Source organism: Salinigranum marinum, assembly GCF_024228675.1.
In the GTDB taxonomy this organism is placed as follows: domain Archaea; phylum Halobacteriota; class Halobacteria; order Halobacteriales; family Haloferacaceae; genus Salinigranum; species Salinigranum marinum.
On record NZ_CP100463.1, the window covers coordinates 72,897 to 97,493 of the forward strand.

20 protein-coding genes are annotated in these 24,597 nt (G+C 68.2%); 6 read left to right on the plus strand and 14 right to left on the minus strand.

The window, feature by feature from the left end; genetic code table 11:
* Positions 1-135: 135 nt before the first annotated feature.
* A complete protein-coding gene (locus NKJ07_RS22630) occupies positions 136-1,197 on the plus strand; it encodes an AI-2E family transporter (protein ID WP_318571093.1) in 1,062 nt (353 codons plus the stop codon).
* Positions 1,198-1,768: 571 nt separating this feature from the next.
* Here NKJ07_RS22630 and NKJ07_RS22635 read toward each other — a convergent pair.
* Complete coding sequence (locus NKJ07_RS22635; RefSeq protein WP_318571094.1) at positions 1,769-2,785, minus strand: DHH family phosphoesterase; 1,017 nt, start codon at positions 2,783-2,785, stop codon at positions 1,769-1,771.
* Between the two features lie 134 nt (positions 2,786-2,919).
* On the opposite strand from NKJ07_RS22635, the gene NKJ07_RS22640 reads away from it, so the two are divergent.
* Positions 2,920-3,393 (plus strand): hypothetical protein, encoded by a 474-nt coding sequence (locus NKJ07_RS22640; protein ID WP_318571095.1) that lies wholly within the window; start codon positions 2,920-2,922, stop codon positions 3,391-3,393.
* 141 nt (positions 3,394-3,534) lie between these two features.
* Here NKJ07_RS22640 and NKJ07_RS22645 read toward each other — a convergent pair whose 3' ends face one another.
* Both NKJ07_RS22645 and NKJ07_RS22650 read right to left on the minus strand, forming a co-directional pair.
* Positions 3,535-5,688 carry a DUF7282 domain-containing protein gene (locus tag NKJ07_RS22645; protein ID WP_318571096.1) on the minus strand — a complete coding sequence of 718 codons (2,154 nt, stop codon included), beginning with the start codon at positions 5,686-5,688 and terminating at the stop codon, positions 3,535-3,537.
* A gap of 249 nt (positions 5,689-5,937) precedes the next feature.
* Positions 5,938-6,387, minus strand: a complete 450-nt coding sequence (locus tag NKJ07_RS22650; protein ID WP_318571097.1) for an HTH domain-containing protein — start codon at positions 6,385-6,387, stop codon at positions 5,938-5,940.
* Between the two features lie 1,008 nt (positions 6,388-7,395).
* On the opposite strand from NKJ07_RS22650, the gene NKJ07_RS22655 reads away from it, so the two are divergent.
* Entirely contained in the window at positions 7,396-7,692 is a 297-nt protein-coding gene (locus tag NKJ07_RS22655; protein ID WP_318571098.1) for a HalOD1 output domain-containing protein, read from the plus strand.
* A gap of 155 nt (positions 7,693-7,847) precedes the next feature.
* Complete coding sequence (locus NKJ07_RS22660; RefSeq protein ID WP_318571099.1) at positions 7,848-9,077, plus strand: alpha-D-ribose 1-methylphosphonate 5-triphosphate diphosphatase; 1,230 nt, start codon at positions 7,848-7,850, stop codon at positions 9,075-9,077.
* A 7-nt stretch (positions 9,078-9,084) separates the two neighbouring features.
* On the opposite strand, the gene NKJ07_RS22665 is transcribed toward NKJ07_RS22660, so the two are convergent.
* From NKJ07_RS22665 to NKJ07_RS22675, 3 genes are all read right to left on the minus strand, one after another.
* Positions 9,085-10,188 (minus strand): hypothetical protein, encoded by a 1,104-nt coding sequence (locus NKJ07_RS22665; protein ID WP_318571100.1) that lies wholly within the window; start codon positions 10,186-10,188, stop codon positions 9,085-9,087.
* A 104-nt stretch (positions 10,189-10,292) separates the two neighbouring features.
* Positions 10,293-12,110 (minus strand): glutamine--fructose-6-phosphate transaminase (isomerizing), encoded by a 1,818-nt coding sequence (gene glmS, locus NKJ07_RS22670; protein ID WP_318571101.1) that lies wholly within the window; start codon positions 12,108-12,110, stop codon positions 10,293-10,295.
* A gap of 290 nt (positions 12,111-12,400) precedes the next feature.
* A complete protein-coding gene (locus NKJ07_RS22675; protein ID WP_318571102.1) occupies positions 12,401-13,192 on the minus strand; it encodes a DUF7344 domain-containing protein in 792 nt (263 codons plus the stop codon).
* Positions 13,193-13,406: 214 nt separating this feature from the next.
* Here NKJ07_RS22675 and NKJ07_RS22680 point away from each other — a divergent pair, with 214 nt between their 5' ends.
* Entirely contained in the window at positions 13,407-14,426 is a 1,020-nt protein-coding gene (locus NKJ07_RS22680; protein WP_318571103.1) for a lipid II:glycine glycyltransferase FemX, read from the plus strand.
* A gap of 91 nt (positions 14,427-14,517) precedes the next feature.
* On the opposite strand, the gene NKJ07_RS22685 is transcribed toward NKJ07_RS22680, so the two are convergent.
* From NKJ07_RS22685 to NKJ07_RS22720, 8 genes are all read right to left on the minus strand, one after another.
* Positions 14,518-15,861 (minus strand): prenyltransferase/squalene oxidase repeat-containing protein, encoded by a 1,344-nt coding sequence (locus tag NKJ07_RS22685; protein ID WP_318571104.1) that lies wholly within the window; start codon positions 15,859-15,861, stop codon positions 14,518-14,520.
* A 75-nt stretch (positions 15,862-15,936) separates the two neighbouring features.
* A complete protein-coding gene (locus NKJ07_RS22690; RefSeq protein WP_318571105.1) occupies positions 15,937-16,935 on the minus strand; it encodes a GNAT family N-acetyltransferase in 999 nt (332 codons plus the stop codon).
* 46 nt (positions 16,936-16,981) lie between these two features.
* On the minus strand, positions 16,982-17,872 hold the full coding sequence (locus NKJ07_RS22695; RefSeq protein WP_318571106.1) for a polysaccharide deacetylase family protein: 891 nt from the start codon (positions 17,870-17,872) through the stop codon (positions 16,982-16,984).
* The gene (gene wecB, locus NKJ07_RS22700; protein ID WP_318571107.1) at positions 17,865-18,941 is read right to left on the minus strand and encodes a non-hydrolyzing UDP-N-acetylglucosamine 2-epimerase; all 1,077 of its coding nucleotides are present in this window, start codon (positions 18,939-18,941) and stop codon (positions 17,865-17,867) included. Before wecB ends, NKJ07_RS22695 begins: the two co-directional genes overlap by 8 nt.
* A complete protein-coding gene (locus tag NKJ07_RS22705; protein WP_318571108.1) occupies positions 18,931-19,929 on the minus strand; it encodes a glycosyltransferase family 2 protein in 999 nt (332 codons plus the stop codon). Before NKJ07_RS22705 ends, wecB begins: the two co-directional genes overlap by 11 nt.
* Entirely contained in the window at positions 19,919-21,406 is a 1,488-nt protein-coding gene (locus NKJ07_RS22710) for a nucleotide sugar dehydrogenase (RefSeq protein ID WP_318571109.1), read from the minus strand. Before NKJ07_RS22710 ends, NKJ07_RS22705 begins: the two co-directional genes overlap by 11 nt.
* Positions 21,403-22,398 (minus strand): Gfo/Idh/MocA family oxidoreductase, encoded by a 996-nt coding sequence (locus NKJ07_RS22715; protein WP_318571110.1) that lies wholly within the window; start codon positions 22,396-22,398, stop codon positions 21,403-21,405. Before NKJ07_RS22715 ends, NKJ07_RS22710 begins: the two co-directional genes overlap by 4 nt.
* Complete coding sequence (locus tag NKJ07_RS22720; RefSeq protein WP_318571111.1) at positions 22,391-23,473, minus strand: DegT/DnrJ/EryC1/StrS family aminotransferase; 1,083 nt, start codon at positions 23,471-23,473, stop codon at positions 22,391-22,393. The genes NKJ07_RS22715 and NKJ07_RS22720 overlap by 8 nt, the downstream gene beginning before the upstream one ends.
* Before the next feature lie 492 nt (positions 23,474-23,965).
* On the opposite strand from NKJ07_RS22720, the gene NKJ07_RS22725 reads away from it, so the two are divergent.
* On the plus strand, positions 23,966-24,517 hold the full coding sequence (locus NKJ07_RS22725; protein WP_318571112.1) for a DUF7344 domain-containing protein: 552 nt from the start codon (positions 23,966-23,968) through the stop codon (positions 24,515-24,517).
* Positions 24,518-24,597: the final 80 nt, after the last annotated feature.

The window sequence follows — 24,597 nt, forward strand, 5'->3', positions numbered from 1 at the left end:
CCCTCCCGCCACGGATTGGCAGCACATAACAAAATCCACGCGGGGAGACGATCACCGTAGCGGCGGTGCCTACTCGGGTCACGCCGTAGCGGTGACCCCCGCTCGACGCACGCGGGGTCGGTACGAGGCTACACAATGACTGAAGACGGCGGCGCTCCCACGACCGGAGACGACGGCCTGTCCTCGAACACGTTCCTCCGGCTCCTCCTGTTGCTCGTCGGGACGCTGTCTGTCGCGCTCGTGGTGCCGTTCGTGCAGGCCGTCCTGGCAGGGGGGCTGCTGGCGTATCTCGTCGCCCCGATCGACGACCGCATCTCGGCTCGGGTGGGAGCGACCGCCGGAACGGTCCTCACGATGGCCGCGACGGTCGTCGTCGTGCTCGTACCGCTCGTCCTCCTGATCGGCGTCGCGGTCGACCAGGCCGTCTCGCTGGTTCAGGGTTCCGAACTCCCCGACGCCGCGGCGGTCGAACTCCGCGTCCGGGCGTGGCTCGGGCCGGATGTCGACCTGTCGGCCCTGACCGAAACGGCGTCGAACGCCGGCGAGATGGCGTTCAGGGGGATCATCGGGAGCCTCGCCGGACTCGTCGGCGGCATCCCCGCACTCGCCATCGGGGCCGTGGTCTTCCTGTTCACGTTCTTCTACCTCCTGCGGGACCGCGACCGGCTCCTCGCCTGGCTCCGGGTCGCCGCCCCGCTCGAGCCGGCGGTGATGGACGAACTGCTGACGCGCACCGACGACCTCCTGTGGGCGGCGCTTGTCGGCAACGTCATCGTCGCCGCCGTCCAGGCGATCCTGACGGTCGTCGCCTTCGTCGTCCTCGGGTTCGGTAACGTCGCCTTCTGGGGCGTGGTCACCTTCGGCCTCTCGTTGCTCCCGCTGATCGGTGCGTCGATCGTCTGGATCCCCGCGGTGGCCTATCTGGTCGTCGTGGGCAACCTCCCCGGGGCGTTCGGCCTCCTCGTGTACGGGAGCATCGTCATCAGCGGTTCGGACAACCTGATCAGGCCGCTCGCGATGCAGCGTGGGGCGCATCTCAACCCCGGACTCCTCATGCTCGGCATCTTCGGCGGGACGGCCGTGTTCGGGTTCGTCGGTCTCTTCGTCGGCCCGGTCATCATCGGCCTGTCGAAGAACCTCGTCGAGGTGCTCGTGCGAGAACGCGACGAGCAAGAGACCGTGACCGAGGGCTCCTAGCGCCGCCGGTGCCGGCCGTACGCGCCCGGCGGCCCGCGCCGACGCGTCCGTGGTCCCGATGTGAGCGGTAGCCACAGACGGGGACGTCTTGACCCCTCTGATAGGGGGGCGCGAGTGCCATGGACGCGTCGCATGACGTGAACTCCACCAGTTCGTTACAGTCATATAATCGTAATTGGTTGGCAACCCTGACCGTCCCGAGCGCCCCAGTCGACTGCCGACGTTCGTCGATCGGTTCGTCGAACCTACCGCTATCGCGTCCGAGTAACGGACTGTTTCTCCGGTCAGTCCTGATCGGCAGAGCTATGTAACGGGTCCGCTAAGCGCGAGGCATGCGAAGTGGACCCACGTGGCAGCGGCCTCGGTGTAAGACTCGCTTACAGTGTGCAGTGACCAAGGGGTACACGGTCAAACCCGGCGGCCACATCTACGAGTGGTGTCCGTTCTGTGGGCACCGGATCTCCGACGACGACCACGTGCTTACGCTCGACTTTCGCGGGTAGGCCGCTCCTCCCTCGCGGGTCGGCGTCCTCCGATCGTCGCCGGTCCGGTCGCCGACCCGGCCGACGGCTCACTCGGACCCGTGCTCTCCGTCCAAGTTCATACTGTCGAAGAACCGCCTGTTGACCCGCGCCGACAGGAACTGGATCAGGCCGTCGTCGTCGGGTGCGGGGTCGCCGAAGATCCCCAGCGGGATCTGCCCGGCGGCCATGTCACGGTGTCCGCCGGCGCTGCCGACGCTCCCGAACGCGTCTTTCAGGACCGAGCCGACGTTCACCCGTGGATCGGCCGTGCGCGCGCTGAGGACGAGTGCGTCCCCGCTGATGCCCGACACCAAGACGGTACCGACCCCTTCGAGGTTCAAGAGGAACTCCGCGGCCTGCGGGAGGGCGTCGCGCTCCGTCGTCCGGCCGACGCTCGTGACGAGCGTCCCCCCGCGGATCTCCCGGTGTTCGATGGCGTCGCCGATCGAGTCGACCGTGTTGGTCGAAAAGGCGGAACTGTAGATCCGTCTGAGCAGTTCCAGATCCGCCATCGGGAAGAGAAACAGCGCCGATTCGTACTCGTGGGCGGTCGGATAGTGCATGTAGTCGATCCGCTCGCGGTGCAGTGCGAACAGCAGCGCGGAGGCCAACTCCGTCGACGGGTCGATCCCGAGTTGCTGGAGGTACTCCACGAGGATGGTCGACGTCGCCCCGTAGTCGGGCCGGATGTCGACGAACGTCGCCTGGACCGGCTCGTCCCGTGGGTGGTGATCGATCACGACGTCGACGGCTCTGTCCGGGGGAAACGCCGTGTTGATTGCCGTCTCGGCGTGATCGACGAACGCGACTAGGTCCCACTCGTTGGCGTCGAACTCGGTGAAGGTGTCGAGGTCGATGTCGAGGAGGTTCACGAACGTTCGGTTCTGCTGGTGGGTGATCTCGCCCCCGTACACGATGTCGGATTCGGTCAGCCCGGTCGACTCGGCGACCGTCCGGAGTGCAAGCGCGCTCGCGAGACAGTCCGGATCGGGATTGTCGTGACAGACGATCGCGAGCGACTCGGCCTGCTCGAAGAGATCGACGAGTTCCCGGACGTCGGGCATACACGAACGTAGGCGACCGAACGGTATAGTCGCTTCTGACGCCCGGTCTTCGCCGTCGGCGTCGATCCCGCTCCGCCGGCCCTCGACCCGGGGTCGCCGGTGTCTCTTTGTCCGCCGGCGCCGAACAGCGCTCGATGACGACGCGACAGGCCTTTACCGCCGAGGAGTGGCGCAGCCTCGCCCACACGCCCACCGAGACGATGCTCGCCGTCATCGTCACGTCGTACGGTGGCAACCGGCGGGAGTTCCGTTCGCTCCGCCGAACACTCGAACGCGAGGCGGCGGAGGCCCGGACCGAACTGGGGACCGAACTCTCGGGGTTCGTCGCTGTCAACGCTCACCGACTGATCCGCGACGCCGTCGACGGCGACCTCCACCGGCCGGTGGCCCAGGCACGGGCGCTCGACCACTGCCGGGAGTCGACGTCGATCCTGCGGTCGAAAGCCGCGCCCGCGGAGCGAACCGAGGTCGGACAGTACGTGCTCTCCTGTGCCGAGACGACCGCGCACACGGCCCGCGCGGGGCTGTTCGGCACGGGCCCGCGCGTCGGTCGCGCCGAAGCGCGGTTCCTCGAACAGGTCGCGGACGCGCTCGACGTGTCACGCTGACCCTCCGGCCGCCGTGGCGCGGCACGCGCCGCGTTCACACGACGGTCCGGTTCGTAGCGACGGCTCTGGCGGTCGGCGACTGTCGTCTCCGTGTCTCGATCGACGGAGCTGAAAAAAACGAACGGCGAGGCCGTGTCGGCGTCAGAACGCAGTCGTCGTCACCAGCTGTGACATGGCCACCGATCCGGGCGGCGACGTCGGTCCGGGTGCCAGCGTGGCCGTCGGCGTTCCGGTCAGGGTTTCAGTTGTCGTCGCGGTCGCTGTCTCAGTTGGCGTTTCAGTCGGTGTCTGGGTCGGGGTTTCAGTTGCTGTCTCGGTCGGGGTTTCAGTTGCTGTCTCGGTCGGGGTTTCAGTCGGCGTTTCGGTTGGCGTGCTGGTCGGCGTTTCGGTTGGGGTTTCGGTTGGCGTGTTGGTCGGGGTTTCAGTCGGCGTCTCGGTCGGGGTTTCGGTTGGCGTGCTGGTCGGGGTTTCGGTTGGCGTTTCAGTTGGCGTCTCGGTCGGTTCCTCGGGCGCTTCAGTCGGGGTTTCGGTTGGCGTGCTGGTCGGGGTTTCGGTTGGCGTTTCAGTTGGCGTCTCGGTGCCGGCCTCGACGGTCACGTTGGCGGTGTCGGAGGCGAGGATGGTCTCGGTGTCGGGGTCGACGGTGCTGGCGTTACCGTCGATGTCCGGGTGGACCGCCGCGATGAGCGTCTGGCTCTCGTCGACCGGTTCGTCGAACTCGACCGAGACGTTGTCGACGGCGGTCTCGGTGGCCTGCGTCGCGCCGAGCAGCGTCTCGGGGGTGCCGTTGTCGTCGAGCGTCCAGACGGCCGTGTAGTACGGCGTCGTGGTGTTCGACGCGGCGGCGACCGTCACCGACGTGCCGTCCGACGTCTGGTCGTCGAACGTCACGGAGGGCTCGGTCTCCTCCTCGAAGGTCACTTCGGCGTCGTCGGTCACCGGGTTGCCGCTGCTGTCGACGTACGGGATGTCCTCGACCCCGCTGCTCGTGACGAAGTCGTACGTCTCGTTGTCGTTCGTGTCGAGGTGCGGCATCGCGATCAGCGTCTGCGACTCCGTGACCGTCCCGTTGAGCAGTGTGACCGTGACGTCGCTGCTCGCTCCGGGTTCGAGGTACTCGGAGACCCCGACGACGCTTCCGACCGCGTCGCCGTCGAGCAGGCTGGCGTTGTGGATCGTCACGAACCCGCCCTCCGGGAGCGTCGCGCTGGCGACGGTGACTGCCGACCCGTTCGTCGTCTGGCCCTCGAACGTTACCGTGGCGTCGGTCGACACCGAGTCGACCGTGACCGTCGCGAACTGCCCGTCGTCACGCGTGAACACACCGACTTCGTACTCGCCGGGCGCGAGGTCGCCGTCGACGGCCGTGAACTCGACTGTCTCGGTCGAGTCGCCGTCGATCGTGACGTTCAACTGTTCGACGCGCTCGCCGTCGAGCCACACTTCGACCGGCTGCTCGTCGCTCGCGGTGTTCGGGTTCGACACGTTGGCCGTCACGCTGATGCCTTCACCGACGACTGCCGTGTCCTGCGTGTCGATGCTTTCGACCTCGAAGGAGCTGTCCGACGAGATCGTGATCGGCGCGGAGAGGCTACTCTCCTGAGTGTAGACACCGTGGACGTACTCTCCCGGGACGAACTCCGAGGGGTCGAGCGTGAACGAGACCTGCGTCGACTCGCCGCTGTCAAGCGAGAGCTGCTGGCGGGCCTGGACTGCGCCGTCGACCCGGTAGGCGACCGACTGCGTTGCGGCCTCGTCGTTCGGGTTACTCACCGTGGCCGTCACCACGACGGAGACGTTGGACGACGTCGTGTCCGGGGCTTCGAGATCCGACACGGCGAACGACTCCCCCGTCACCGGCTGGTCGATGGTCACGTTGGCGGTGTCGGAGGCGAGGATAGTCTCGGTGTCGGGATCGACGGTGTTGGCGTCACCGTCGATGTCCGGGTGGACCGCCGCGATGAGCGTCTGACTCTCGTCGACCGGTTCGTCGAACTCGACCGAGACGTTGTCGGCGGCGTTCGTGGTCACCTGCGTCGCGCCGAGCAGTGTCTCGGGGGTGCCGTTGTCGTCGAGCGTCCAGACGGCCGTGTAGTACGGCGTCGTGTCGTTCGACGCGGCGGCGACCGTCACCGACGTGCCGTCCGATGTCTGGTCGTCGAACGTTACCTCGGGAAGGCCGTCCTGCTGGAACTGGACCGGGGCCGTCGCACTCAACGCGCCAGCGGGCAGGCTGGCGACTGTGAGTGCAACGACGACGGCGACCGCTCCGAACTGGAGATACCGTGTCGTCATGGTTTGGTATTCACCACGGGTATATGAATCGGAGAACGTGAATAAAAACTAGTACGACTGTTCCAGTTGTCGAGTCGGTTAGAAGATACTACTTATTCTCGTAGGGCACCGGCTACAGCGCCGAGACGGGACGGACGCACAGACCGCGCCGGGGTCGGAGGTGCCCGTGCTCCCCCGTTTCTCGTCCGTTCGTGACCCACGGAGCCGCCCTGCCGGTTCGCCGCCGATCCAGCCCACCGCCCCCTCGTTTCACCGACCCGAGGGGTTCGTCGGCAGCGTCACGCTCCGGTCGAACTGGTTGACGTATTCGCTCACCGTCCACTCCCGCCCGTCGACCGTACAGGGATAGACGCCGACCAGTTCGTCGGCCTCGTAGACCGCGAGACAGACGAACGGCGTGACGACCACAAAGAACTCCTCGTCGGTGTAGGGTCGCTCGATCGTCCGGTATCTGAACACGGCGTCGAGCGCGGCCCCCCGGTCTCGCGCCCAGGCGCCGAACTGCTTCAGCCGTTCGACGGTGACCCGGTGGCAGGTCGTGTCGTCGTCCGGCGCGACGGGGCAGATCTCGCGCCCCCAGACGATGACGTCGTACTCGTCAATCCGTCCGGTGTCCGCCAGTCGCTCGAGCCGATCGATGACCTCCTGCTGACGGCTGTGTGCGTCGATCGCGGCCTGGCTTCGCACGAACAGCTCCATTCGGATCTCAGACGGGGTGTGGCTCGACATGGTAGGGGCTTGCTAGCCAGTCACTGGCTGTGGCTCGTTTCATTCGCTCGATAGCATAAATCACTTGTTCAGCTCGGGCTGACTGTCAGTCCATCACTGGAGTGTCGTTCGGGTGAAACATCGCCCAGCCGTCGCCGACGCCGCTCGGTTCTGGCGCGTGCCAACCGGCGGTGGCGGTGATCCGCCGAAAGCCCGCTGTCCAACTCCGACCGACCTCTGTACACGTCTCCGACGCTATCCGTGCCCCTCTGTTACCAGACGGTGGCGCGGTGCCGCCGCGAACGTATACTCAACCCGACACGATCTCGTGCTGGTGCGCCACATAGGGGGTTCCGGTCGTGGCCGAGGCCGCCACCGGGCCGTCCCGTCCCGGAGCGGGTTCCGAGCGCACGGCCTCCCGTGCGTCGTTCGGCGCGGTAAGTACTGACTACTGGCTGTCGACTGCCGTCGACTCCGTCGAGCAGTCTCGGTGGGAGGGGTGAGGGCGGCCGTCCTGGGCCGGTCGGATCTGTTACAGAGGTAGGCATGTAACGAACGCGGCGCTGGGCAGAATACGGTGAGCGTATTCGGTCGTCACGAAAGAAAGCCAATCCTACTTCGGACCCGTCCGTCGGAGCACAGGTTAAGCGGTCTGTTCGGCTCCCGCCGGGCCGACCGTCTCCGTCGGACGGCGGGTGTCCGTCACGGCGCGGGCTGGCCGACACGGAGCAGGTGACACTGGCGTGTCACCACTTGATTTTCCGCCTTTACATCTCGCTAGGATGTATATTGTAGGTCATTAATGCTGATCGTGTCCCAATGTGATGCGGGTGTCGGAGACTGAATCTATAATTTACAATCCACGAATATTTATTCCTGAAAACGGACGTGGACGCTGGCGGCATGCAGAAAAGTATATGTCCAGGGCCCCGAATGGCCATAACCGTCGTCTAACTCAACCAGTGCCGGACGGACACGATCACACAGAGTGCTACATCAATGACAGGCAAACCTTATCACGACAGTGAATTCGTTCCCGGGAGCGAGCGAGACCAACCCGGCCCCCGAGCGGCAGGGACGCTGGCGTTTCGCATCACAGAGGCCGTGGCGGTCGAGTACGGGACGGAGGCCACGGAGATCAAGACACGGCTGTGGGACGCGATCGAAGTGGACGCGCTCTCAGGGCTGTTCGGGCGGTCCCAACAGGGGGCGGTCAGGTTCACGTTCGCCGGGTGCCACGTGGAGATCAACTTCCTTCCCGACGGAACCGAGGAGATCACCGTCCGTCGGATCTGACCCGCTCGTCGTGGCATATCATCTGACCCGCTCGTCGTGGCGTATCAACCGTCTACCCGTCAGTAGTGACCGCCGACGCGCCGTTCCGATCGCCTAAGCAGTAAATTACTATTCCCCGAATCGCCCTACTGAGCGACAACTCACGGGGAACACGAATGGTCGACACAGACGCCAACGGCTGGTACGCACGTGGACTGACGCCGCACACGCCCGACCACGCGCTCGACGGAGTCGGAGTAGTCGACGAGGACACGTTCGTCGTGCGATCCGACCGTATCGTCACTCCCGACGGGGTCCGTTCGGGGCATCTGGTCGTCCGCGGCGATCGGATCCTGGGGATCGATCGACAGTATTCCCGGCCCGTCGAGCACGCGGTCGACGCCCGGGGGCTCGTCGTCGTCCCCGGGCTGGTCGACCTCCACGGCGACGAACTCGAACGGTACGTCCACCCGCGCGACGCCGCGCGGGAGTCGATCGACAGCGCGCTGACGGCGTGCGACCGGGCGCTTCTCGCCGCCGGGATCACCACGAAATACCACGCCATCGCCTTCGAGGACGTCCCCGAACGCAACCGCTCGCACGACCTGGCGGCGGAACTCTCCGCGCGGATCGCCGCGGGCGACGTCGGGCTGGCGGACCACCGCGTCCACCCCCGCTGTGAGCTCTCCGACGCCGTCTCGGTCGACGCCGTCACCGAACTGCTCGGGCGGTTCAACGTCGACCTCGTCTCGATGATGAACCACGCCCCCGGACAGGGGCAGTTCGCGGACGAACAGCGGTTCGAACAGCAGTACCCGACGGCCGCCGCCAACGGCTCCGGGCTCGTCGACCGACGGCTCGCCGTCGACGACGGGACGATCGAGGCGCGTCGCCGCCGACTCGCCGAGGCGGCGCTCGACACGGAGACGACCCTCGCGACGCACGACGACGACGACCCAGATCAGCTCGCGCGGACGGCGGCCCAGGGGGTGTCGATCGCCGAGTACCCCGTCAGCCTCCCGGTCGCCCGACGGGCGCGAGCGCTCGGTCTCATCGTCGCCATGGGCGCGCCGAACCTGGTGCGCGGAGGGAGCATGTGGGGGAACCTCGCGGTCGCCGAGGCCGTCGACGCGGGCGTCGTCGACGTGCTCTGTAGCGACTACCGGGCCGCGTCCATGCTGGAAGCGGCGTTCGTCGAGACGGGTGAACCGCTCGCGGAGCGGGTCGCCAGAGTCACGAGCGCCCCCGCCGACGCGATCGGGCTCTCCGACCGGGGGCGGCTCGAACCCGGTGCCCGCGCCGATCTCCTCCTGGTCGATCCCACGGCCCGCCCGACCGTGCGCGCGACCGTCGTCGCCGGCGTGCCCGTCTACCGGGCGGGCGAACCCCTCCCACGCCTCGACTGAGTCGGAGTCAGTGCGTCAGCGGCCGCTCCCGCCGTGGGTCCGCCCCCCGCGGCCGGAGCCCCTCGACGCCGTCGAGATCCGTCGGGTCGGCGGCCACGCTGGTGAGCACGTCGGTCAGGTCGACCAGCGACCGGACGTACTCCTCCTGCCGGGCGGCCCACTCGGTCGCGACCGCCGGGCTCCCGAGGAACTCGTCGGCGGCGTCGAGCACCGCATCGAGCGTCCGGCAGTTGCGGATCAGCCCCCGCCGTTCGAGTTCGACGAAGTTCCCCATGTCGTCGTCGCCGACGAACGAGTTCGACCGGATCGCGGGGGTTCCGACCAGCGCCGCCTCGGTCACCATCGTCTGCGTGTCGGCGACGAGGAGCGACGCCGCGGCGAGCGCGTCGTGCAACAGCGCCGGGTGCGCCTCGTAGCGGCGCGCGGGGAGCCCGGAGAGGTCGCTGTCACCCCCCTCGTCGGAGACGAGGACGGTCGCGTGCTCGGCCAGGTGGGTGACGAGCCGACGGCGGTCCGCCGGGTCGAACCCACCGTGTCCGACGTCGTGGTGCGAGCCGAACGCGTTGAACCGGACGACGACGAACCGCTCGTCGGGATCGAGCCCGAGCCGCGCTCGGACGTCGGGTGCGGGCTCGAACACGTCGGGGTGGAGGTACGCACACTCTTTGAAACCGTCGAACACGTAGTGGGTGTCGCCGAGGTCGTTCCGGAAGGCGGCGGGGGTCAATACGGCCGCGGCGACCGGCACCGACAGGGAGTGGTCCAGCCCGGTCGGCTCCGAGTCGAGCACCAGGATCGTTCGCGTCCGCGTACACGCCCCTGCGAACGCCGCGTACGTCCCCATGCCGAACACGAGGTCGGGATCGAACGACCGACCGACGGTGAGGATCCGGGTGAACTGTGCCGGGAGGTTCTTGAGAAGCGACCCCTTCGTCGTTCCACACGTCCCGTACACCCGGTACGGGAGCCCGTACTCGTCGAGCAACGCCACCGTGCAGCCGTAGTCACGGGCCAGGATCAACACGTCGTGGCCGTCGGCGATGAGTTCGCGGACCGCGTGCTTGTACAGGTGGACGTGCGCGGGGGTGTTCGCCAGAACCAGATAGCGCATGGCGGCCCTCGAACCCCGCGGCGCTTAGTAACGCACCGATTACTCGGCTCGCCGGTTCCGAGACCGACCGGGGCGGGTCGATAGCGATCCCGTACCGATCGCGGTCACTCGACGGTCACGCTCTTTGCGAGGTTCCGCGGCTTGTCGATGGGCCGGTTGAGGAGGTTCGCGATGTGGTACGACAGCAACTGGAGCTGGACGGTGGCCGGGACCGGCGAGAGCAGCGGGTGCGTGTCGGGGAACGTGAGTGCCTCGTCGACGACGCCCGCGACGGTCGTCGACGACTCGCTCAGCAGCCCGACGACGGGCGCGCCGCGCGCCTGCACCTCCCGGACGTTCGCGAGCAGTCGCTCGTCCTCGTGGCCGGTGAAGACGGCGATGACGGGGGTCGACTCCGTGACGAGCGCCAGCGGCCCGTGTTTCAGTTCGCCGGCCGGGAACCCCTCGGCGTGTTCGTACGAGATCTCCTTGAGCTTGAGCGCGCCCTCGAGCGCGACCGGGTAGGCCGCGCCGCGGCCGATGAAGAAGTGGGCATCGGCGGTGTGGAACCGGGTGGCGAGGTCGAACGCGTTCGACGTCGCGAGCACCTCCTTGACCACGTCCGGGAGCGACGTGATCGCGCGGAGACAGTCGGGGTCGACCGGCGTCGCGCCGACGTCCGACGTGATACGGGCGGTCAACAGCACGAGCGTGGCGACCTGGGAGGCGAACGTCTTCGTCGCCGCGACGCCGATCTCGGGGCCGGCACGGATGTACAGCACGTCGTCGCACTCGCGGGCGGCCGTCGACCCGACGACGTTCGTGAGTGCGAGCGTGCGGAGTCCGGCCTCCTGGGCCGTCCGGAGCGCCCCCAGGGTGTCGGCCGTCTCGCCGCTCTGTGTCACCCCGATCACCAGCGGTGTCTCGGAGTCGGTGACGGCCGAGTACTCCGAGGCGAGAAACGCCTGGGCGGGGACGCCGTGTTGCCGCAGGAGGATCGCACCGTACAGCGCGGCGTGGTACGAAGTCCCACAGCCGATCAGGTGGACCGCCGAGACGTCGGCGAACGCGCCCGGGTCGAAGCGCTCGAGGGTGACCCCCTGGGTGGCGGGATCGACCCGGCCCTGGAGGGCCTGCGAGAGCGAGGTGGGCTGTTCGAAGATCTCCTTCGACATGAAGTGGTCGTGCGTGCCCTTCTGGGTGTCCTCGGGGTCCCACTCCACCGTCTCGACTGGCCGGTCGACCGGCTCCCCGTCGAGGGTCGTGATCGCGTAGCCGTCGGCGGTGACGACCGTCACGTCCCCGTCCTCCAGGTAGACGACGCGGTCCGTGTGGTCGAGGAACGCGGGGACGTCGCTCGCGAGGAAACAGCCCGTCTCGCCGACGCCGAGCACGAGCGGCGACCCCGCCCGGGTGGCGAACAGCGCGTCGACCCCGTCGACGAGGAGCGCGATGGCGTAGCTCCCCTCCAGGCGCCCGACCGCCCGCGTGAACGCGTCGCGCGGTGTCGCCGCGCCCGGGAGGTACTCCTCGACGAGGTGGGCGACGACCTCCGTGTCGGTCTCGCTGTCGAACTCGTGGCCGGCGGCGGTGAGCTCCGCCCGGAGCGTCTCGTGGTTGTCGATGATGCCGTTGTGGACGACGGCGACCCGACCGTGACAGCCCGTGTGCGGGTGCGCGTTCTCGTCGGTCGGCCGACCGTGCGTGCTCCAGCGCGTGTGGCCGATCGCGAGGTGACTTCTCGGCTCCGGCGGGCGCTCGTCGAGTTCGGCCGCGAGCCGGTCGATCGTCCCCGACTGCTTGTGGATGTCGATGCCGTTCGGACCCTGGACGGCGATGCCCGCGGAGTCGTACCCGCGGTACTCGAGGTTCTTCAGGCCGTGGAGCACGTCGTCGACGGCGTCGATGCCGTCGGCGCCGAACCGCCCGATGATGCCGCACATCAGCGGCTCACCCACCCTGCACCGACTCCCGTCCGGTGTGACCGCCCGCCCGTGTGCCGCCGCCGACCGAGCGAACGGCCTGCCGGCGTGGTCGACGAGCGGTACGGGACGAACGAGCGTGGACGGCAGTCGAGTCTGGTTCTGCTGGGCATGCGATGTCGCGTCTTGTGCGCACTAGGTGCTTTGTTATTGAGAGATTGTAACACGAATGTTGTCCTGACGATCCGATAAGGACCGTTTACCGAAAGAACTGCGGCCTTTGCCGAAAGAACCGCGGCCGGAGAGAAGCGCTAGTCGGACTGCTGCCACGAACCGACCGCCGGGAGCGACCACGGAACCCCGTCGGCCCGGTAGAGCGTCTGGGCGATCGCTACCAGAAACAGCGCCACGAGGAACGCGCCCTGGATCGCCACCAGCGCACCCGTCAACAGGTTCAACAGCGAGAGCGTCCCGACGGTGGCGATGCCCACGGCTGACACGCCCAGATAACAGAGCGACCACCGATGTGACTGCTCGTACGGCCCCTCGAGGTACTTCTCCAGGTACGGTGCCTGGGGGCCGGGTTCGATCAGCCCCCGGTCCTTGTTGAACTCGATCACGTCCAGTTTGTCCATCTTCGGCAGGTGACACTGGTAGAGGCCAACGTACACCCGCTTTCGCTCCTGGGCGGTGAGCAGTGCGGCCGACTTGTCGTTCTCCAGCGCGGCCACGTGGTCGGCGATGGTCCCCATCGAGACGGGCGACTCCTCCTCGCCGAGATAGCGCAGGACGCGCCGCCGCCGCTGGTTCCGGATGACGTCGAAGACGTCGTCGAGGCTGATCTGCTCGTCGGGCGTCCCAAGCTCCTCTCTGACGAGTTCCTCCGACGCGTCGCCGTGGTCGGTGCCGGTCCCTGCCGACCGGTCCGCGCTCGCATCCGCGTCGGCGTCCGCGGTTGTCGCCGCTTCCGATTGCTTTACATGCTGATAGATGCCTCTTGCAGTAGCAGCCGCCTCGCTCCCAACCGATCCTCCGTCGGTCCGTGTGTCATGTGTGTCATTCCGCTCTGTACCCGTCCCGTCGTGCCGATCTGTTCCCCCCATTTTGTTTCCCCCTACTTGCAATATCTACTACCAACAGGGTTACGTATAATTGTTATGGCTACCTCACAGTACTTACATACTTACCGACTTGTCCTGTTGTACGATTGAGAGGTCCCGACACGGCGCGTAGGGGACGGTGGTCGTTTCTTTCTCGACCGCTGGGAAGGACGCTTATAACAAAGCGTGGACCGCCGGAGGGAACGAGTAGGTGACCATGGGCCTGGAAATAGAGCCGGCGACCGAGGAGGACATCGACACCTGGAACCGCGCGGTCGAACGATCCCCGCAGGCGAACCTGTTCCACCAGTACGAGGCGCTCGCGGTACAGGCGGAGCACGCGGACGCGATCTGTCACCGCCTGATCGGGTACAAGGGCCAGGAGGTGGTCGGTCTCTTTCCACTCTTCGAGGTGCAGAAGGGGCCGTTCACGGCGGTGTTCTCGCCGCCGCCGGAGCTGCGGATCTCCTATCTGGGCCCCGCCCTGGTGAACATGGAGGGGCTGAAACAGCGGAAGCTCGAACGCCGACAGCGCGCCTTTATCGACGGTTGCTTCGAGTGGCTCGACGCCGAACTCGGGCCGCGATACGCGCACGTCCGACTGCACGGACACTACGAGGACCTCCGCCCGTTCATCTGGCGGGACTGCGACGTGACGCCCTCGTACACCTACCACGTCGACCTCCGGGCGGACGAAGAGGAGATCCTCATGCGGTTCAGCAGCGACGCACGGAGCAATATCCGTGACGGGCGCGAGGCGGCCGTCACGATCGAGGAAGGGGGTCCCGAGGCGATCGACGCCATCATCGAGCAGGTGAGCCAGCGGTACGAGAACCAGGGGATCGCGTACCACGTCACCGAGGGGTTCGTCCACGACCTCGCCGAGTCGCTCCCCGAGGGGCAGATCCGCCCGTACACGCTGTCGATCGACGACGAGTTCATCGGAGGGATCCTCTCGCTCGAGTACGACGACATCGCCTACCGCTGGCAGGGGGGCGTCCGTACCGACACCGACGTCGACCTGTCGGTGAACGACCTCCTCGACTGGGCGGTGATGCGGAGCGCTAAATCCCGCGGCTGTGCGGTGTACGACCTCGTCGGGGCGGACAACCCGCGCATCAACCGGTACAAAGCGAAGTTCAACCCCGAACTCGTCCCCTTCTACAGCATCGAGTGGGGCTCGCCGACGGCGAACCTCCTCGCGCACGTGTACCAGCGCCTCCGCCAGCGGGCCTGATCCGCCGCTCGGCAGCTCGTCGCGGGCGGCGTCTTCGGGTGCGTGCTCGCGGACGCGGCGGCGCGACCGCTCGCCGGACCGGGCGGCGGGATCAGGTCGAACGGTGAGCCGGCTGATCCGGACGCGGACGCGGCGTCGACCCGTCCACGGAGCCGTTCCGAAGCGACGTCACCGTGGTGTCGACGCCCGCTCTGTGTTCCGACTCCGGCTCTGTCTCCGTCCGGGCCCGCGCACGAAGGTACGTCGCCAGGGCGTACGCCATCCAGGCCTGACACCAGCGCATGAGCGTCGTCCGGACGGTGTACAGGCGGTGTTTACGGTAGTAAAAGCGGCCGTCGCCGACGTAGAGGTTGTCGAGCGTCCAGTCGATGATCCGGCGGGCGAAGGCGAACTCGCCGGCCAGCGTGAACACCTCGATGCCGGTCGCCGCCGCGTGGATGTCGCGCGGGTACGAACTCGACTCGTCCCAGTTGGGTGCGCCCGAGGGCTCGAACAGTTCCTCCCGGAAGAACCGGAGCCCGTCGTCGAGGGTCTCGTCGTACCGGCCGTCGCCGACGACGTGACGGTACCGCAGATACGAGCCGACGACGAACCCGTTGTGGTGGTTGTCCATCGAGAGGTGCGACGACGACGGCGGCTCCCGGTAGGCCCACCCTCCGACGTCCGTCTGGAGGTCGGCGATGTAGTCGAGGAGGTTCGTGGCGCGTTCGAGAAAGACGTCCTCGCCGAACTGCGCGTAGAGGTCGACGAAGAGCCGCGCGCCGAGCGCCCCGGCGTTGATCGTGTAGTACGTGTCGGGGTGGTTCATGTGGTAGTTGATCTTCGCGCCGCCGTCGATCGGCCGGTACGCTAGATCGGAGACCACGAAGTCGGCGGCGGTGCGTGCGACCGTCGGGTAGATCGGGTCGACGTCGGCGGCCGCCAACAGTGACTTCACCGCGAACGAGGTCGAGACGACGTCGGGGTCGTTCGGGTGGCCGCGCCCGTCGAGGTGCTGGATCTGGTGTTTGTGGCCCCCGCAGAACCCCGCGTAGCCGACGCTCCGGTTGGCGACGAGCCAGTCGTTGAGCGCGCGCACCTCCGCCCGGTGGTCGACGTCCGCGGCGGCCTCCTCGCCGCTCAACTCGGCGCGGTACTGGTTCGCCAGCGCGAACAGCGCGGTGCCCTTGAAGTTCCGTCGCTTTTCGACGAGGAGGAGCGGCCGCAGGTTCACCGGCGGCCGCTTGACCAGTTCCTGGGTGGCCAGGTTCAGGTACTTGTTGTCGACTGGCAGCCACTGCAACAGCCGGCTACTCATCCCGTCTCCGTAGTCCCAGCCCGTGTAATCGCGGGTGCGCGCGTACTCGAGCGTCGCGTCGAGGACTTCGAGGAGGTCGGCGTCGGGGCCGACGTCGGCGGACCGCGAGACACGTCCGGAGGTCGGTCCAGTTGTCATAACTGTGAACAAGCGAGTCCATGGAAACGACCGCCGGGCATTGTTATACTCTCGTTACCCTAGTGGGGGCGGCGCTCACCGCGCGACGAGTCGGTACGCGGACTTCGCCAGCTCCATCCCGATCCCGCCCGACTCGACCGTGTAGTACGGGACGAGCCGGCCGCCGAACTTCCGTTTGTAGTCGCAGATTCGCTCGGTGTTCGCCCCCACGAGGTCGTACTGGGTCACGTCCGAGAGTTCGGGCGCGTCGATCACGTCGCGGATGACCCGCCAGTGCAAGAGCGTGTTGACGCTGACGCCGTCGTAGGTGGCGCTGGCACCGCCCTGCCAGTAGTACGCCGTCCCGTCGGAGACGAGGACGAGCATCCCGCTGAGGTAGTCGCCGTCGGCGTCGCGGGCGACGTAGACCCGGCAGTCGTCGTCGAGCGCGCCGACCAGGTCACGGACGAACGGCCACCGGAGGGGCGACGGCTCGTCCTGTTCGTCGTACCGGGCTGTGACCGACTCGCAGATCTCCCGTGCGCCCGCGCGTCCCTCGACGTCGATGGTGACGTCGACGTCCTCGTCGATCTCTCGCCGCAGGCTCTTCGAGAACGGTCGCATCGCCTCCTCGGGGGTCACGTCGGCGAGATCGAGCACGTACGTAAAGCGCGGCTGGAGGTCGAAGCCCCGCCAGACGAACGGCCGAGGGTCGGTGTAGTCAGCCGAACAGACGATCCGAAACAGCGTCAGCGAGGTGTCGGCGTCGAGGGTGTCGAGCAGCCCCTCGACGAAGCGGCGGTTGACGAGTTCGGCCGTCCGGCGCTTCGGGCTGTTGGGCATGAGCACCGGCCCGAGGCGGTGGACGCCCATCGACGGGGGCGGGGAGACGACGAGCCGACCGGGTCGGCGCTGTTGTTCGAACACTGGGCAGAGCGCGACCGGGTTGTCGCCTTTGAATCCGCCGAACAGCCGGAGTCTCCCCCGCGCGTGCTGGTCGAGCACGCGGAGCGCCGGGGTCGTGTGGAACACCTCGACGCCGCTCGCCGGGAGGTACTCGTCCCATTCGGACAGTGAGAGTTCTTCAACGTTCATTCCGTCACCACGCAAGGCGGCTGATACGGGCTTTGTTATCCAGTTCCTACGCGAACGCGGGGCGTGAGAGTCGCTCCGGCCCGAGCGACTCATACAGTTCCCCCGGCGGTCCGACCCACGCACCTCGCTCTTTGGCCTGCTCGACGAGATGCCGGTAGAGCCGGCCGAAGCCGGGGAACTCCTGCTCGTTGAAAAAGCGCGGGTGCCACAGCACCGTCATCACGGCGTCGTTGTCGGCCGCCTCCTCGACGAGCCGGTCGCACTCGGTGGCGGCGCGCTCGAACGACTCGCCCGGGTCGGGGAGTGCGACCTCCATCGCGGTCAGCGGAAAGGTGACGAACTCGTCGTCGAACGGCCGGTGGACGCCGTACCCGTTCGCGAAGCCGTACTCCGTCGCCGAGCCCAGGCTCGCGTCGTAGTTGAACCCGAGCTCGCGCTGGGCGCGCCAGGTGTCGGTCCCGTCGAGATTCAGGTAATGCTGGCGGACGCCGTCGACGCCGTGGCCGAGCACCGATTCGAGCACCCGCGTCTCCGACGCCAGCCGGTCGGGGTCGGCGTACGAGCCGTACGAGCCGTGGAGTCCCACCTCCCACCCTCCCTCGTCGAGCGCGTGGATCACGTCGACGATCTCCGGCCGCGCGAGGTCGTAGCGGCCGAGATGCTGGATCCACCGGGTCGGATCGGTCCACACCGACGGCCCCTGCCCGAACAGATGCGGCTCGTTGAGGAAGTAGAACGCCGACCGCACGCCCAGTTCGTCTTCGAGGCGCATGATCCGCTCGAACTGCCAGTACGGCCGCGTCCCCGGCCGCAGGCTGGTCAGGTGGGCGGGGTCACGCTCGGCGAGCGCGTAGTACGCCGACTGCGCCCACGTCTTGTACGGCCGGTCGACGTCGTGGGTCAGACAGAGGGCGAACGAGTGGTCGGGATCAGGCATCGGCGAGCGCCTCCACGATCCGCGCGGCCGCGTCGCCGTCGCCGTAGGGGTCGGGCGACGACGACGGGACGCGGCGCTCGGCGAGCGCCGCCCGGATCGCGTCGGCCGACGCCCCCACGAGCGTGTTCCAGCCCGCCTCGACCGTCTCGATCCACTCGGTCTCCTCGCGGAGCGTGACGCAGACCGTCCCGAGAAAGAGCGCCTCCTTCTGGACGCCCCCCGAGTCCGTGGCGACGCGGGCGGCCCCGTCGAGCAAGTCGACGAACTCGAGATAGCCGACCGGCTCGATGACGGTCAGCGCCTCCGTGGCCCGCTCCCAGAGACCGTACTCCCGCAGCGCCGCCTCGGTCCGGGGGTGGACGGGGAACACGACCGGGTACGGCGCGTCCGCCAGCCCCGCGAGGATTTCCTCCAGGCGGTCGGGATCGCCCGTGTTCGCGGCGCGGTGGACGGTGGCGAGGACGTACTCGCCCGGGCGCAGTCCGAGGTCGACGCGGACGGTCGCGACCTCGATCGCCCGCTCGCGAACGTCGACGAGCGCGTCGTACATCACGTCGCCCGTGTTCCAGACGCCCTCGTCGATCCCCTCGCCCCGCAGCGTCTCCACGGCGCGCTCACACGGCGCACAGCAGACGTCGGCGAGGTGGTCGGCCATCACCCGGTTGCGCTCTTCGGGCATCTCCCAGTCGCCGCTCCGGAGCCCCGCCTCGACGTGGACGAGCGGCGTCGACCGCATCGACGCCACCAGCGCGCCCGCGAGCGTCGAGTTGGTGTCGCCGTAGACGAGCGCGGCGTCCGGCGCTTCGGCCTCGAACACGTCGTTCAACTCCGTCATCATGCGAGCGACCTGTACCGGGTGGGGCGCGGAGCCGACCCCGAGGTTGTACGCCGGGACCGGCAGGTCGAGTTCGTCGAAGAACACGCCGGAGAGTTCGTCGTCGTAGTGTTGGCCCGTGTGCACGAGCACCTCGTCGTGGGCGCCCTTGAGCCGTCGCGAGACGGGGAACGCCTTCACGAACTGCGGGCGCGCGCCGACGATCGTGAGCACGCGGCGGCGGTCAGTCGTCACGGTCGACCACCACGTGGAGCGAATCGTTCGCCTGCACGTCGAACGCCATCGCGAGCAGGGCGGCGAGCCCGCTCGTGAGGCCGAGGAGCACCAACGCGGGCCACTCGGCTGGGCCGGTATCACGGCTACGCACCGCCTGCAGGCCCTGGACGGCCCACGTGAGCATCCCGACGACACTCAGGACGTACAGCCCGACGAGCGGGTGGAACTCCCGGACGAGATACCGTCCTCTGAGCCGCCAGAGGAACCCCGACAGCAGCAGCCGCGACAGCCGTGGGACGAACGAGCGGTACCGGATCCCGCTCCGCTCCTCCCCGTAGATGGCCGGGATCGACACGTCGGCGACCGGGAGCCGCGCGACGTTGAGCGCCACCAGCAGGTCGTTGCGGAAGCCGTAGCCGTCGTAGAGGCGGTCGAGGTCGATCGTCTCGAGGGCGTGGCGGGAGATCGCCGTGTAGCCGTTCTGCGAGTCCATCAGCGTCCAGTAGCCGCTCGCCACGCGCGTGAGCCCGGTGAGGAGCGCGTTGCCGAACAGCCGCCACCGCGACATCCCGTCCCTGTGGCTGGGCGACAGCAGGCGGTTCCCCTTCGCGTACGCCGCGCGGCCGGCGACGAGCGGATCGAGCAGCCGATTCAGCATCTCGGGGTCCATCTGCCCGTCGCCGTCCATCACGGCGACGACGTCCATCCCGTCGGCGTGGGCACGCCGGTAGCCCGTCCTGATCGCCGCGCCGACCCCCTGGTTGGTCTCGTGACGTAGGGGGACGACGCGAACGTCCGCGTCCGAGCCCCCGTCGGCCACGGTGGCGACCGCGTCTCTCGTGGAGGCCGCACGCTCCGTCAGCACCTCCCAGGTCTCGTCTGTCGACGCGTCGTCGACCGGGTACACCCGATCGACGAACGTCGGCAGGGTGTCGATGACCTCCCCGACGAACGGTGCCTCGTTGTGCGCCGGCACCACCACGCCGACCGTGTGGTTACGATACATCGGTCCACCCCCCGTCGTCGGCGTCGGTGGTGGTGTCGGTGCTGGCGTCTGGTTCGTCGAGCGACCGGGGCGGTTCGCGCCCCCCGATCGTCAACACCTCGTGGTCGACGTCGTCGAGCCCGGGGAGGCCGCGCCCGTCGATCACGAGCAGGTCGTCGAAGCGGTCCCACTCGATGGTGGCGAACTCGGGATGGGCGGTCGCGACGACCACGCCGTCGAGCCCCATCCCGGGGAGCTCCGACAGTCGGGCCGTCGAGAACGCGGGCGACCGCACGCCGCCGTCGACCCGTACGTCGACCTCCACGTCGAGGTCGCGCTCGACGTCCACGTCGACGTACGGGTCGACGGCGACCACGTCGGCTCCCCGACGGATCAACTGCTCCGCGACGGCCAGCCCCGGCGACTCGCTCTTCTCCGCGACGCCCGGCCGGTACGCGACGCCGAGGACGGCGATCCGGGCGGTCTCGACCGACCGTCCCCGCTCTCCGAGCCGCCGAGTGAGCGTCTCGACGGTGAACTCGGGCATGGTGTGGTTCACCCACCGCGCGGTTCGGATCAGCGGCGTATCGGCCGAGACGCTGGCCATGAGGAAGTGGGGGTAGTACGGGATGCAGTGGCCCCCGACGCCGACGCCCGGGCGGTGTAAGTCACAGAACGGCTGGGTGTTGGCGGCGGAGATGGCAGCGTTGGCGCTCACGCCGAACTCCTCGGTGAACCGGGCCAGTTCGTTGGCGAGGGCGATGTTGACGTCGCGGTAGACGCCCTCGAACAGCTTGACGCACTCGGCGGTGGTCGCGTCGGCGGTCTCGATGACGCGGTTCGTCGTGAGTTCGTCGTAGACGAGCGCCGCCGCCCGCGTCGCCTCGTCGTCGGTCCCCCCGACGATCTTCGGGTACGCGCCGGAGATGTCACGGATCGCGCGCCCGCTCGACGTGCGCTCGGGACAGAACGCTACTCCGAAGGAGTCGTCCCGGAGGCCGCTCGCGTCGGCGAGCGTCGGCTCGACCACCCCGGCGGCGGTGCCCGGCGGGACGGTCGACTCGACGACGACGAGGTCGCCGGGATCGAGCCCGCCGGCGATGGGTTCGAGGACGCTCTCGACCGCCGAGAGGTCCGGATCGCGCGACGCGTCGAGCCGCGTCGGCACCACGACGACGTGGAGTCGGGCGTCGGCCGCCGCCGCGTGGGCGTCGAGGGTGGCACGGAGCGCGCCCTCCGCGACCAGCACCTCGACGAACGTGTCGAGGTACGGCTCGTTGTCGACGGGGCTCTCGCCGTCTTCGACCGCCGCGACGACCGCCGGGTCGACGTCGACGCCAGTCACTTCCCCGGTCGCCTCGGCGAAGACGGCAGCCAGCGGGAGCCCGATCTTGCCCAGCCCGTACACCGCGACGGGGAACTCGCCGGCGGCGAACGCCTCGCGCTGGGCCGGCTCCTCGTCGACGCTCCCGTACAGCGGCGGTGACTGGCGGCTCATTCGGGCACCACCTCCACCGGGAGCCGCCCCGTCGCGAGTTCGTCGATCCGGGTGGCGAGTTCGAGCGCCCGGAGGCCGTCCTCGCCCGTCACTGCCGGGGGAGCCCCGGTCCGGACCGCCTCGACGAACGCCGACAGCTCGCGTTTCAGCGGCTCGCCGTTGTCGATCGTCGGCTGCTCGACGACGCTCTCGTGTCGGTATCGGAGCGAGCCGTCGGTCTGGACGTACGAGGGGAGCGACCGGCGGTGGATCCGGACCGACTGGTCGATGTAGTCGAGGACGATCCAGCAGTCCTCGGCGGTGATCACGAGTTCGCGGACCTTCCGCTGGGTGACGCGGCTGGCCGTCAGGTTCGCGACGACGCCGTCGTCGAACTGGAGGGTCGCCGTGACGTGGCGGTTGTCACACGCGCCGACCGCGGTGAGTCCCTCGATCTCCCCGTCGACGAGCGACAACAGCACGTCGATGTCGTGGATCATCAGGTCGATCGCCACGCTCTCGGTGACGGCGCGGTCGACCGGCGGGCCCAGCCGTCTGGCGTCGATCGCGATGACGTCGAGGTCGGCGAGGACGTCGCCCAGCGCCTCCACGGCGGGGTTGAACCGTTCGACGTGGCCGACCTGGAGCGTGACGTCCGCCGCCCGTGCGCGCTCGATGAGGTCGCGTCCCGCCGCGAGGTCGTCGACGAGCGGCTTCTCGATCAGGACGTCGACCCCCGCGTCGACGGCCGCCCGGGCCACGGGCGCGTGCGCCGGGGTCGGAACGACGATCGACACCGCATCGACGCGGTCGATCAGCTCCGCCTGGTCCAGCGCCCGCGTCCCGTGCTCGGCGGCGACCTCGACCGCTCGCTCGTGGTCGGCGTCGGTGACGCCCACAAGTTCGACGCCCGGGTGTTCGGTGTAGATCCGGACGTGGTGGCGGCCCATCCGGCCGACGCCGACTACGCCCACCCGGATCCGCTCGCCCGCCGCCCGTTGGCGCTCACTCATCGTCGAACTCCATGACGGCCGTGCGGATCGTCTCGACGTCCTCGTCCGAGAGCGCCGGGTGGACCGGGAGCGAGACGACCTCCTTCGCGGCTCGCTCGGCGACCGGGTGGGAGCCGTCGTAGTCGTCGTATGCCGGCTGGCGGTGGATCGGCGTCGGGTAGTAGATCGCCGTCCCGACGCCCGCCTCTTCGAGGTGGGCGCGGAACCGCTCGCGCGCCGCCGTCCGGACCGTGAACTGGTGGTAGACGTGCGTGCGCCCGTCGGGTTCTGTCGGGGCGTCGAGACCGCGCTCGTCGACCGCGGGGGCGAGCCGGCTCGCGTGCTCCCGTCGTGCGTCGGTGAAATCGGGGAGCCGTTCGAGCTGGATCCGGCCGATCGCCGCCGCGATCTCGGTCATCCGGTAGTTGTAGCCGACTTCGGTGTGGGTGGCGTCGTCGGTTCGGCCGTGATCGACGAGCCGCGCCGCCCGCCTTGCCACGTCTTCCCGGTCGGTGACGACCATCCCCCCCTCGCCGGTCGTCATGTTCTTCGTGGGGTAAAACGAGAAGCAGCCGGCGTCGCCGATCGAGCCGACGCGGCGGCCGTCGACCGCCGCGCCGTGGGCCTGTGCGGCGTCCTCGACGAGCAGGAGGCCGTGTGTCTCACAGAGCTCGGCCAGCCGGTCCATGTCGGCCGGTAGGCCGTAGAGGTGGACGGCCAACACCGCCTCGACGTTCCCGTCGAACCGGTCGATCGTGCGCTCGACGGCCTCGGGGTCGAGCGTGTACGTCTCGGGGTCGATGTCCGCGAACACCGGCGTCGCCCCGCAGTGGCGGATCGCGTTGGCGGTCGCGATAAACGAGAAGGGCGTCGTGATCACGCGGTCGCCCTCGCCGATGCCGCACGCTTCCAGCGCCGCGTGGAGCGCGGTCGTTCCGTTGCTCGTCGCGACCGCGTGTGCCGTCCCGCAGAAGTCGGCGAACTCGTCTTCGAGCTGCCGGACCTCCGTTCCGGCCGCGAGCTGTCCGCTCCCCATCACCTTGAGGACGTGCTGTTTCTCCAGGAAGCCGAGCGTCGGGGAGGCAATCGGGATCATTCGGCGGGCCACCGTTTCCGCGGGCGATTCGATCGTGAGTCGGTGTCGACACCGAACCGGATCCGATCGGGGGCGACCGCACCCGATCCGTTCCGGTCCGTCGCCGCCGACGCGGTACAGTCGACAGCTGTGCGGACCCCGTCGGCTCCGTCCCGGCTGTCGGTCGTGAATGCAGACATGGTACTGTAGTACTGCGCGCTGTCCACGGTGTGGACGAGCGACGGGATGCGCTACCCCACCGCTCCGCTTTGTTATTCTGAGACACTCGGCCGGTAGGTGACGTTTTCCCACGCACCCGGTCCCGCGCGCTTCGGCCGCGGTCCCGGCGGGTCGCACGCCGTCGCTCGTGGCGCAGTCATCCCCCGAATACGGCCCGAAATAGGCCGAGTTTAGCGCGTGCCGAGAGCCGGCCGGAAATCAGTAGACAAGTGGTAACAAAGTATTCGCTCACGTACACATTACGTCGAGCCTCGCGCCGACGGATGGTGGCCAATGTCACAAGAGGAGAATCAACTCACTCGCGATCTCGTCTTCGATCTACTGAGTAGTCCCCGTCGCCGGTACCTCATCTACTACCTCCGTACCGAGGGCCGAACGGTGAAGCTCACCGAGTTGGCGGACGAGGTGGCCGCGTGGGAGTACGAGTCGCCCGTCGAGGACCTCGACAAACAACAGCGCAAGCGGGTGTACGTCTCGCTGTACCAGACACACGTCCCGAAACTGGCGGAGGCGGGGCTCATCGAGTACGACCCCGACACCGGGGAGATCACGCCCACGTACCGCCTCAGAGACGTCGACAGCTACCTCCCGAACGGCGACGAGCCGGAGGTCCGCTGGGAACTGATCTACCTCCTGCTCGTGGGGGTCAGCGTCGTGTTACTCGCCGTCGCCACGCTCGGCGCCGCCCCCGGCGAGGACGTGCTGATCGTCCCCGTCGGGCTCGTCATCCTCCTGTTGTTCGCGGTGACCGCCGCCGTCCACTACTACGTCGTCCGGGTGGCCAACGGCGTCCCCGAGAACTTCACCTGGCTCCTGAGACGGTAGGTGTCGCAGTACCGCGCACGGTAACGCGACGCTACACACACGGTGGCGACGGATCGACGAGCGCTACGGGCGCGCTCGTG

What these genes read in the sequence shown, in the direction of transcription:
- NKJ07_RS22630 (WP_318571093.1), top strand. Translation starts at nt 136, where the DNA reads ATGACTGAAGACGGCGGCGCTCCCACGACCGGAGACGACGGCCTGTCC.
- NKJ07_RS22635 (WP_318571094.1), bottom strand. Translation starts at nt 2,785, where the DNA reads ATGCCCGACGTCCGGGAACTCGTCGATCTCTTCGAGCAGGCCGAGTCG.
- NKJ07_RS22640 (WP_318571095.1), top strand. Translation starts at nt 2,920, where the DNA reads ATGACGACGCGACAGGCCTTTACCGCCGAGGAGTGGCGCAGCCTCGCC.
- NKJ07_RS22645 (WP_318571096.1), bottom strand. Translation starts at nt 5,688, where the DNA reads ATGACGACACGGTATCTCCAGTTCGGAGCGGTCGCCGTCGTCGTTGCA.
- NKJ07_RS22650 (WP_318571097.1), bottom strand. Translation starts at nt 6,387, where the DNA reads ATGGAGCTGTTCGTGCGAAGCCAGGCCGCGATCGACGCACACAGCCGT.
- NKJ07_RS22655 (WP_318571098.1), top strand. Translation starts at nt 7,396, where the DNA reads ATGACAGGCAAACCTTATCACGACAGTGAATTCGTTCCCGGGAGCGAG.
- NKJ07_RS22660 (WP_318571099.1), top strand. Translation starts at nt 7,848, where the DNA reads ATGGTCGACACAGACGCCAACGGCTGGTACGCACGTGGACTGACGCCG.
- NKJ07_RS22665 (WP_318571100.1), bottom strand. Translation starts at nt 10,188, where the DNA reads ATGCGCTATCTGGTTCTGGCGAACACCCCCGCGCACGTCCACCTGTAC.
- glmS (WP_318571101.1), bottom strand. Translation starts at nt 12,110, where the DNA reads ATGTGCGGCATCATCGGGCGGTTCGGCGCCGACGGCATCGACGCCGTC.
- NKJ07_RS22675 (WP_318571102.1), bottom strand. Translation starts at nt 13,192, where the DNA reads ATGGGGGGAACAGATCGGCACGACGGGACGGGTACAGAGCGGAATGAC.
- NKJ07_RS22680 (WP_318571103.1), top strand. Translation starts at nt 13,407, where the DNA reads ATGGGCCTGGAAATAGAGCCGGCGACCGAGGAGGACATCGACACCTGG.
- NKJ07_RS22685 (WP_318571104.1), bottom strand. Translation starts at nt 15,861, where the DNA reads ATGACAACTGGACCGACCTCCGGACGTGTCTCGCGGTCCGCCGACGTC.
- NKJ07_RS22690 (WP_318571105.1), bottom strand. Translation starts at nt 16,935, where the DNA reads ATGAACGTTGAAGAACTCTCACTGTCCGAATGGGACGAGTACCTCCCG.
- NKJ07_RS22695 (WP_318571106.1), bottom strand. Translation starts at nt 17,872, where the DNA reads ATGCCTGATCCCGACCACTCGTTCGCCCTCTGTCTGACCCACGACGTC.
- NKJ07_RS22705 (WP_318571108.1), bottom strand. Translation starts at nt 19,929, where the DNA reads ATGTATCGTAACCACACGGTCGGCGTGGTGGTGCCGGCGCACAACGAG.
- NKJ07_RS22710 (WP_318571109.1), bottom strand. Translation starts at nt 21,406, where the DNA reads ATGAGCCGCCAGTCACCGCCGCTGTACGGGAGCGTCGACGAGGAGCCG.
- NKJ07_RS22715 (WP_318571110.1), bottom strand. Translation starts at nt 22,398, where the DNA reads ATGAGTGAGCGCCAACGGGCGGCGGGCGAGCGGATCCGGGTGGGCGTA.
- NKJ07_RS22720 (WP_318571111.1), bottom strand. Translation starts at nt 23,473, where the DNA reads ATGATCCCGATTGCCTCCCCGACGCTCGGCTTCCTGGAGAAACAGCAC.
- NKJ07_RS22725 (WP_318571112.1), top strand. Translation starts at nt 23,966, where the DNA reads ATGTCACAAGAGGAGAATCAACTCACTCGCGATCTCGTCTTCGATCTA.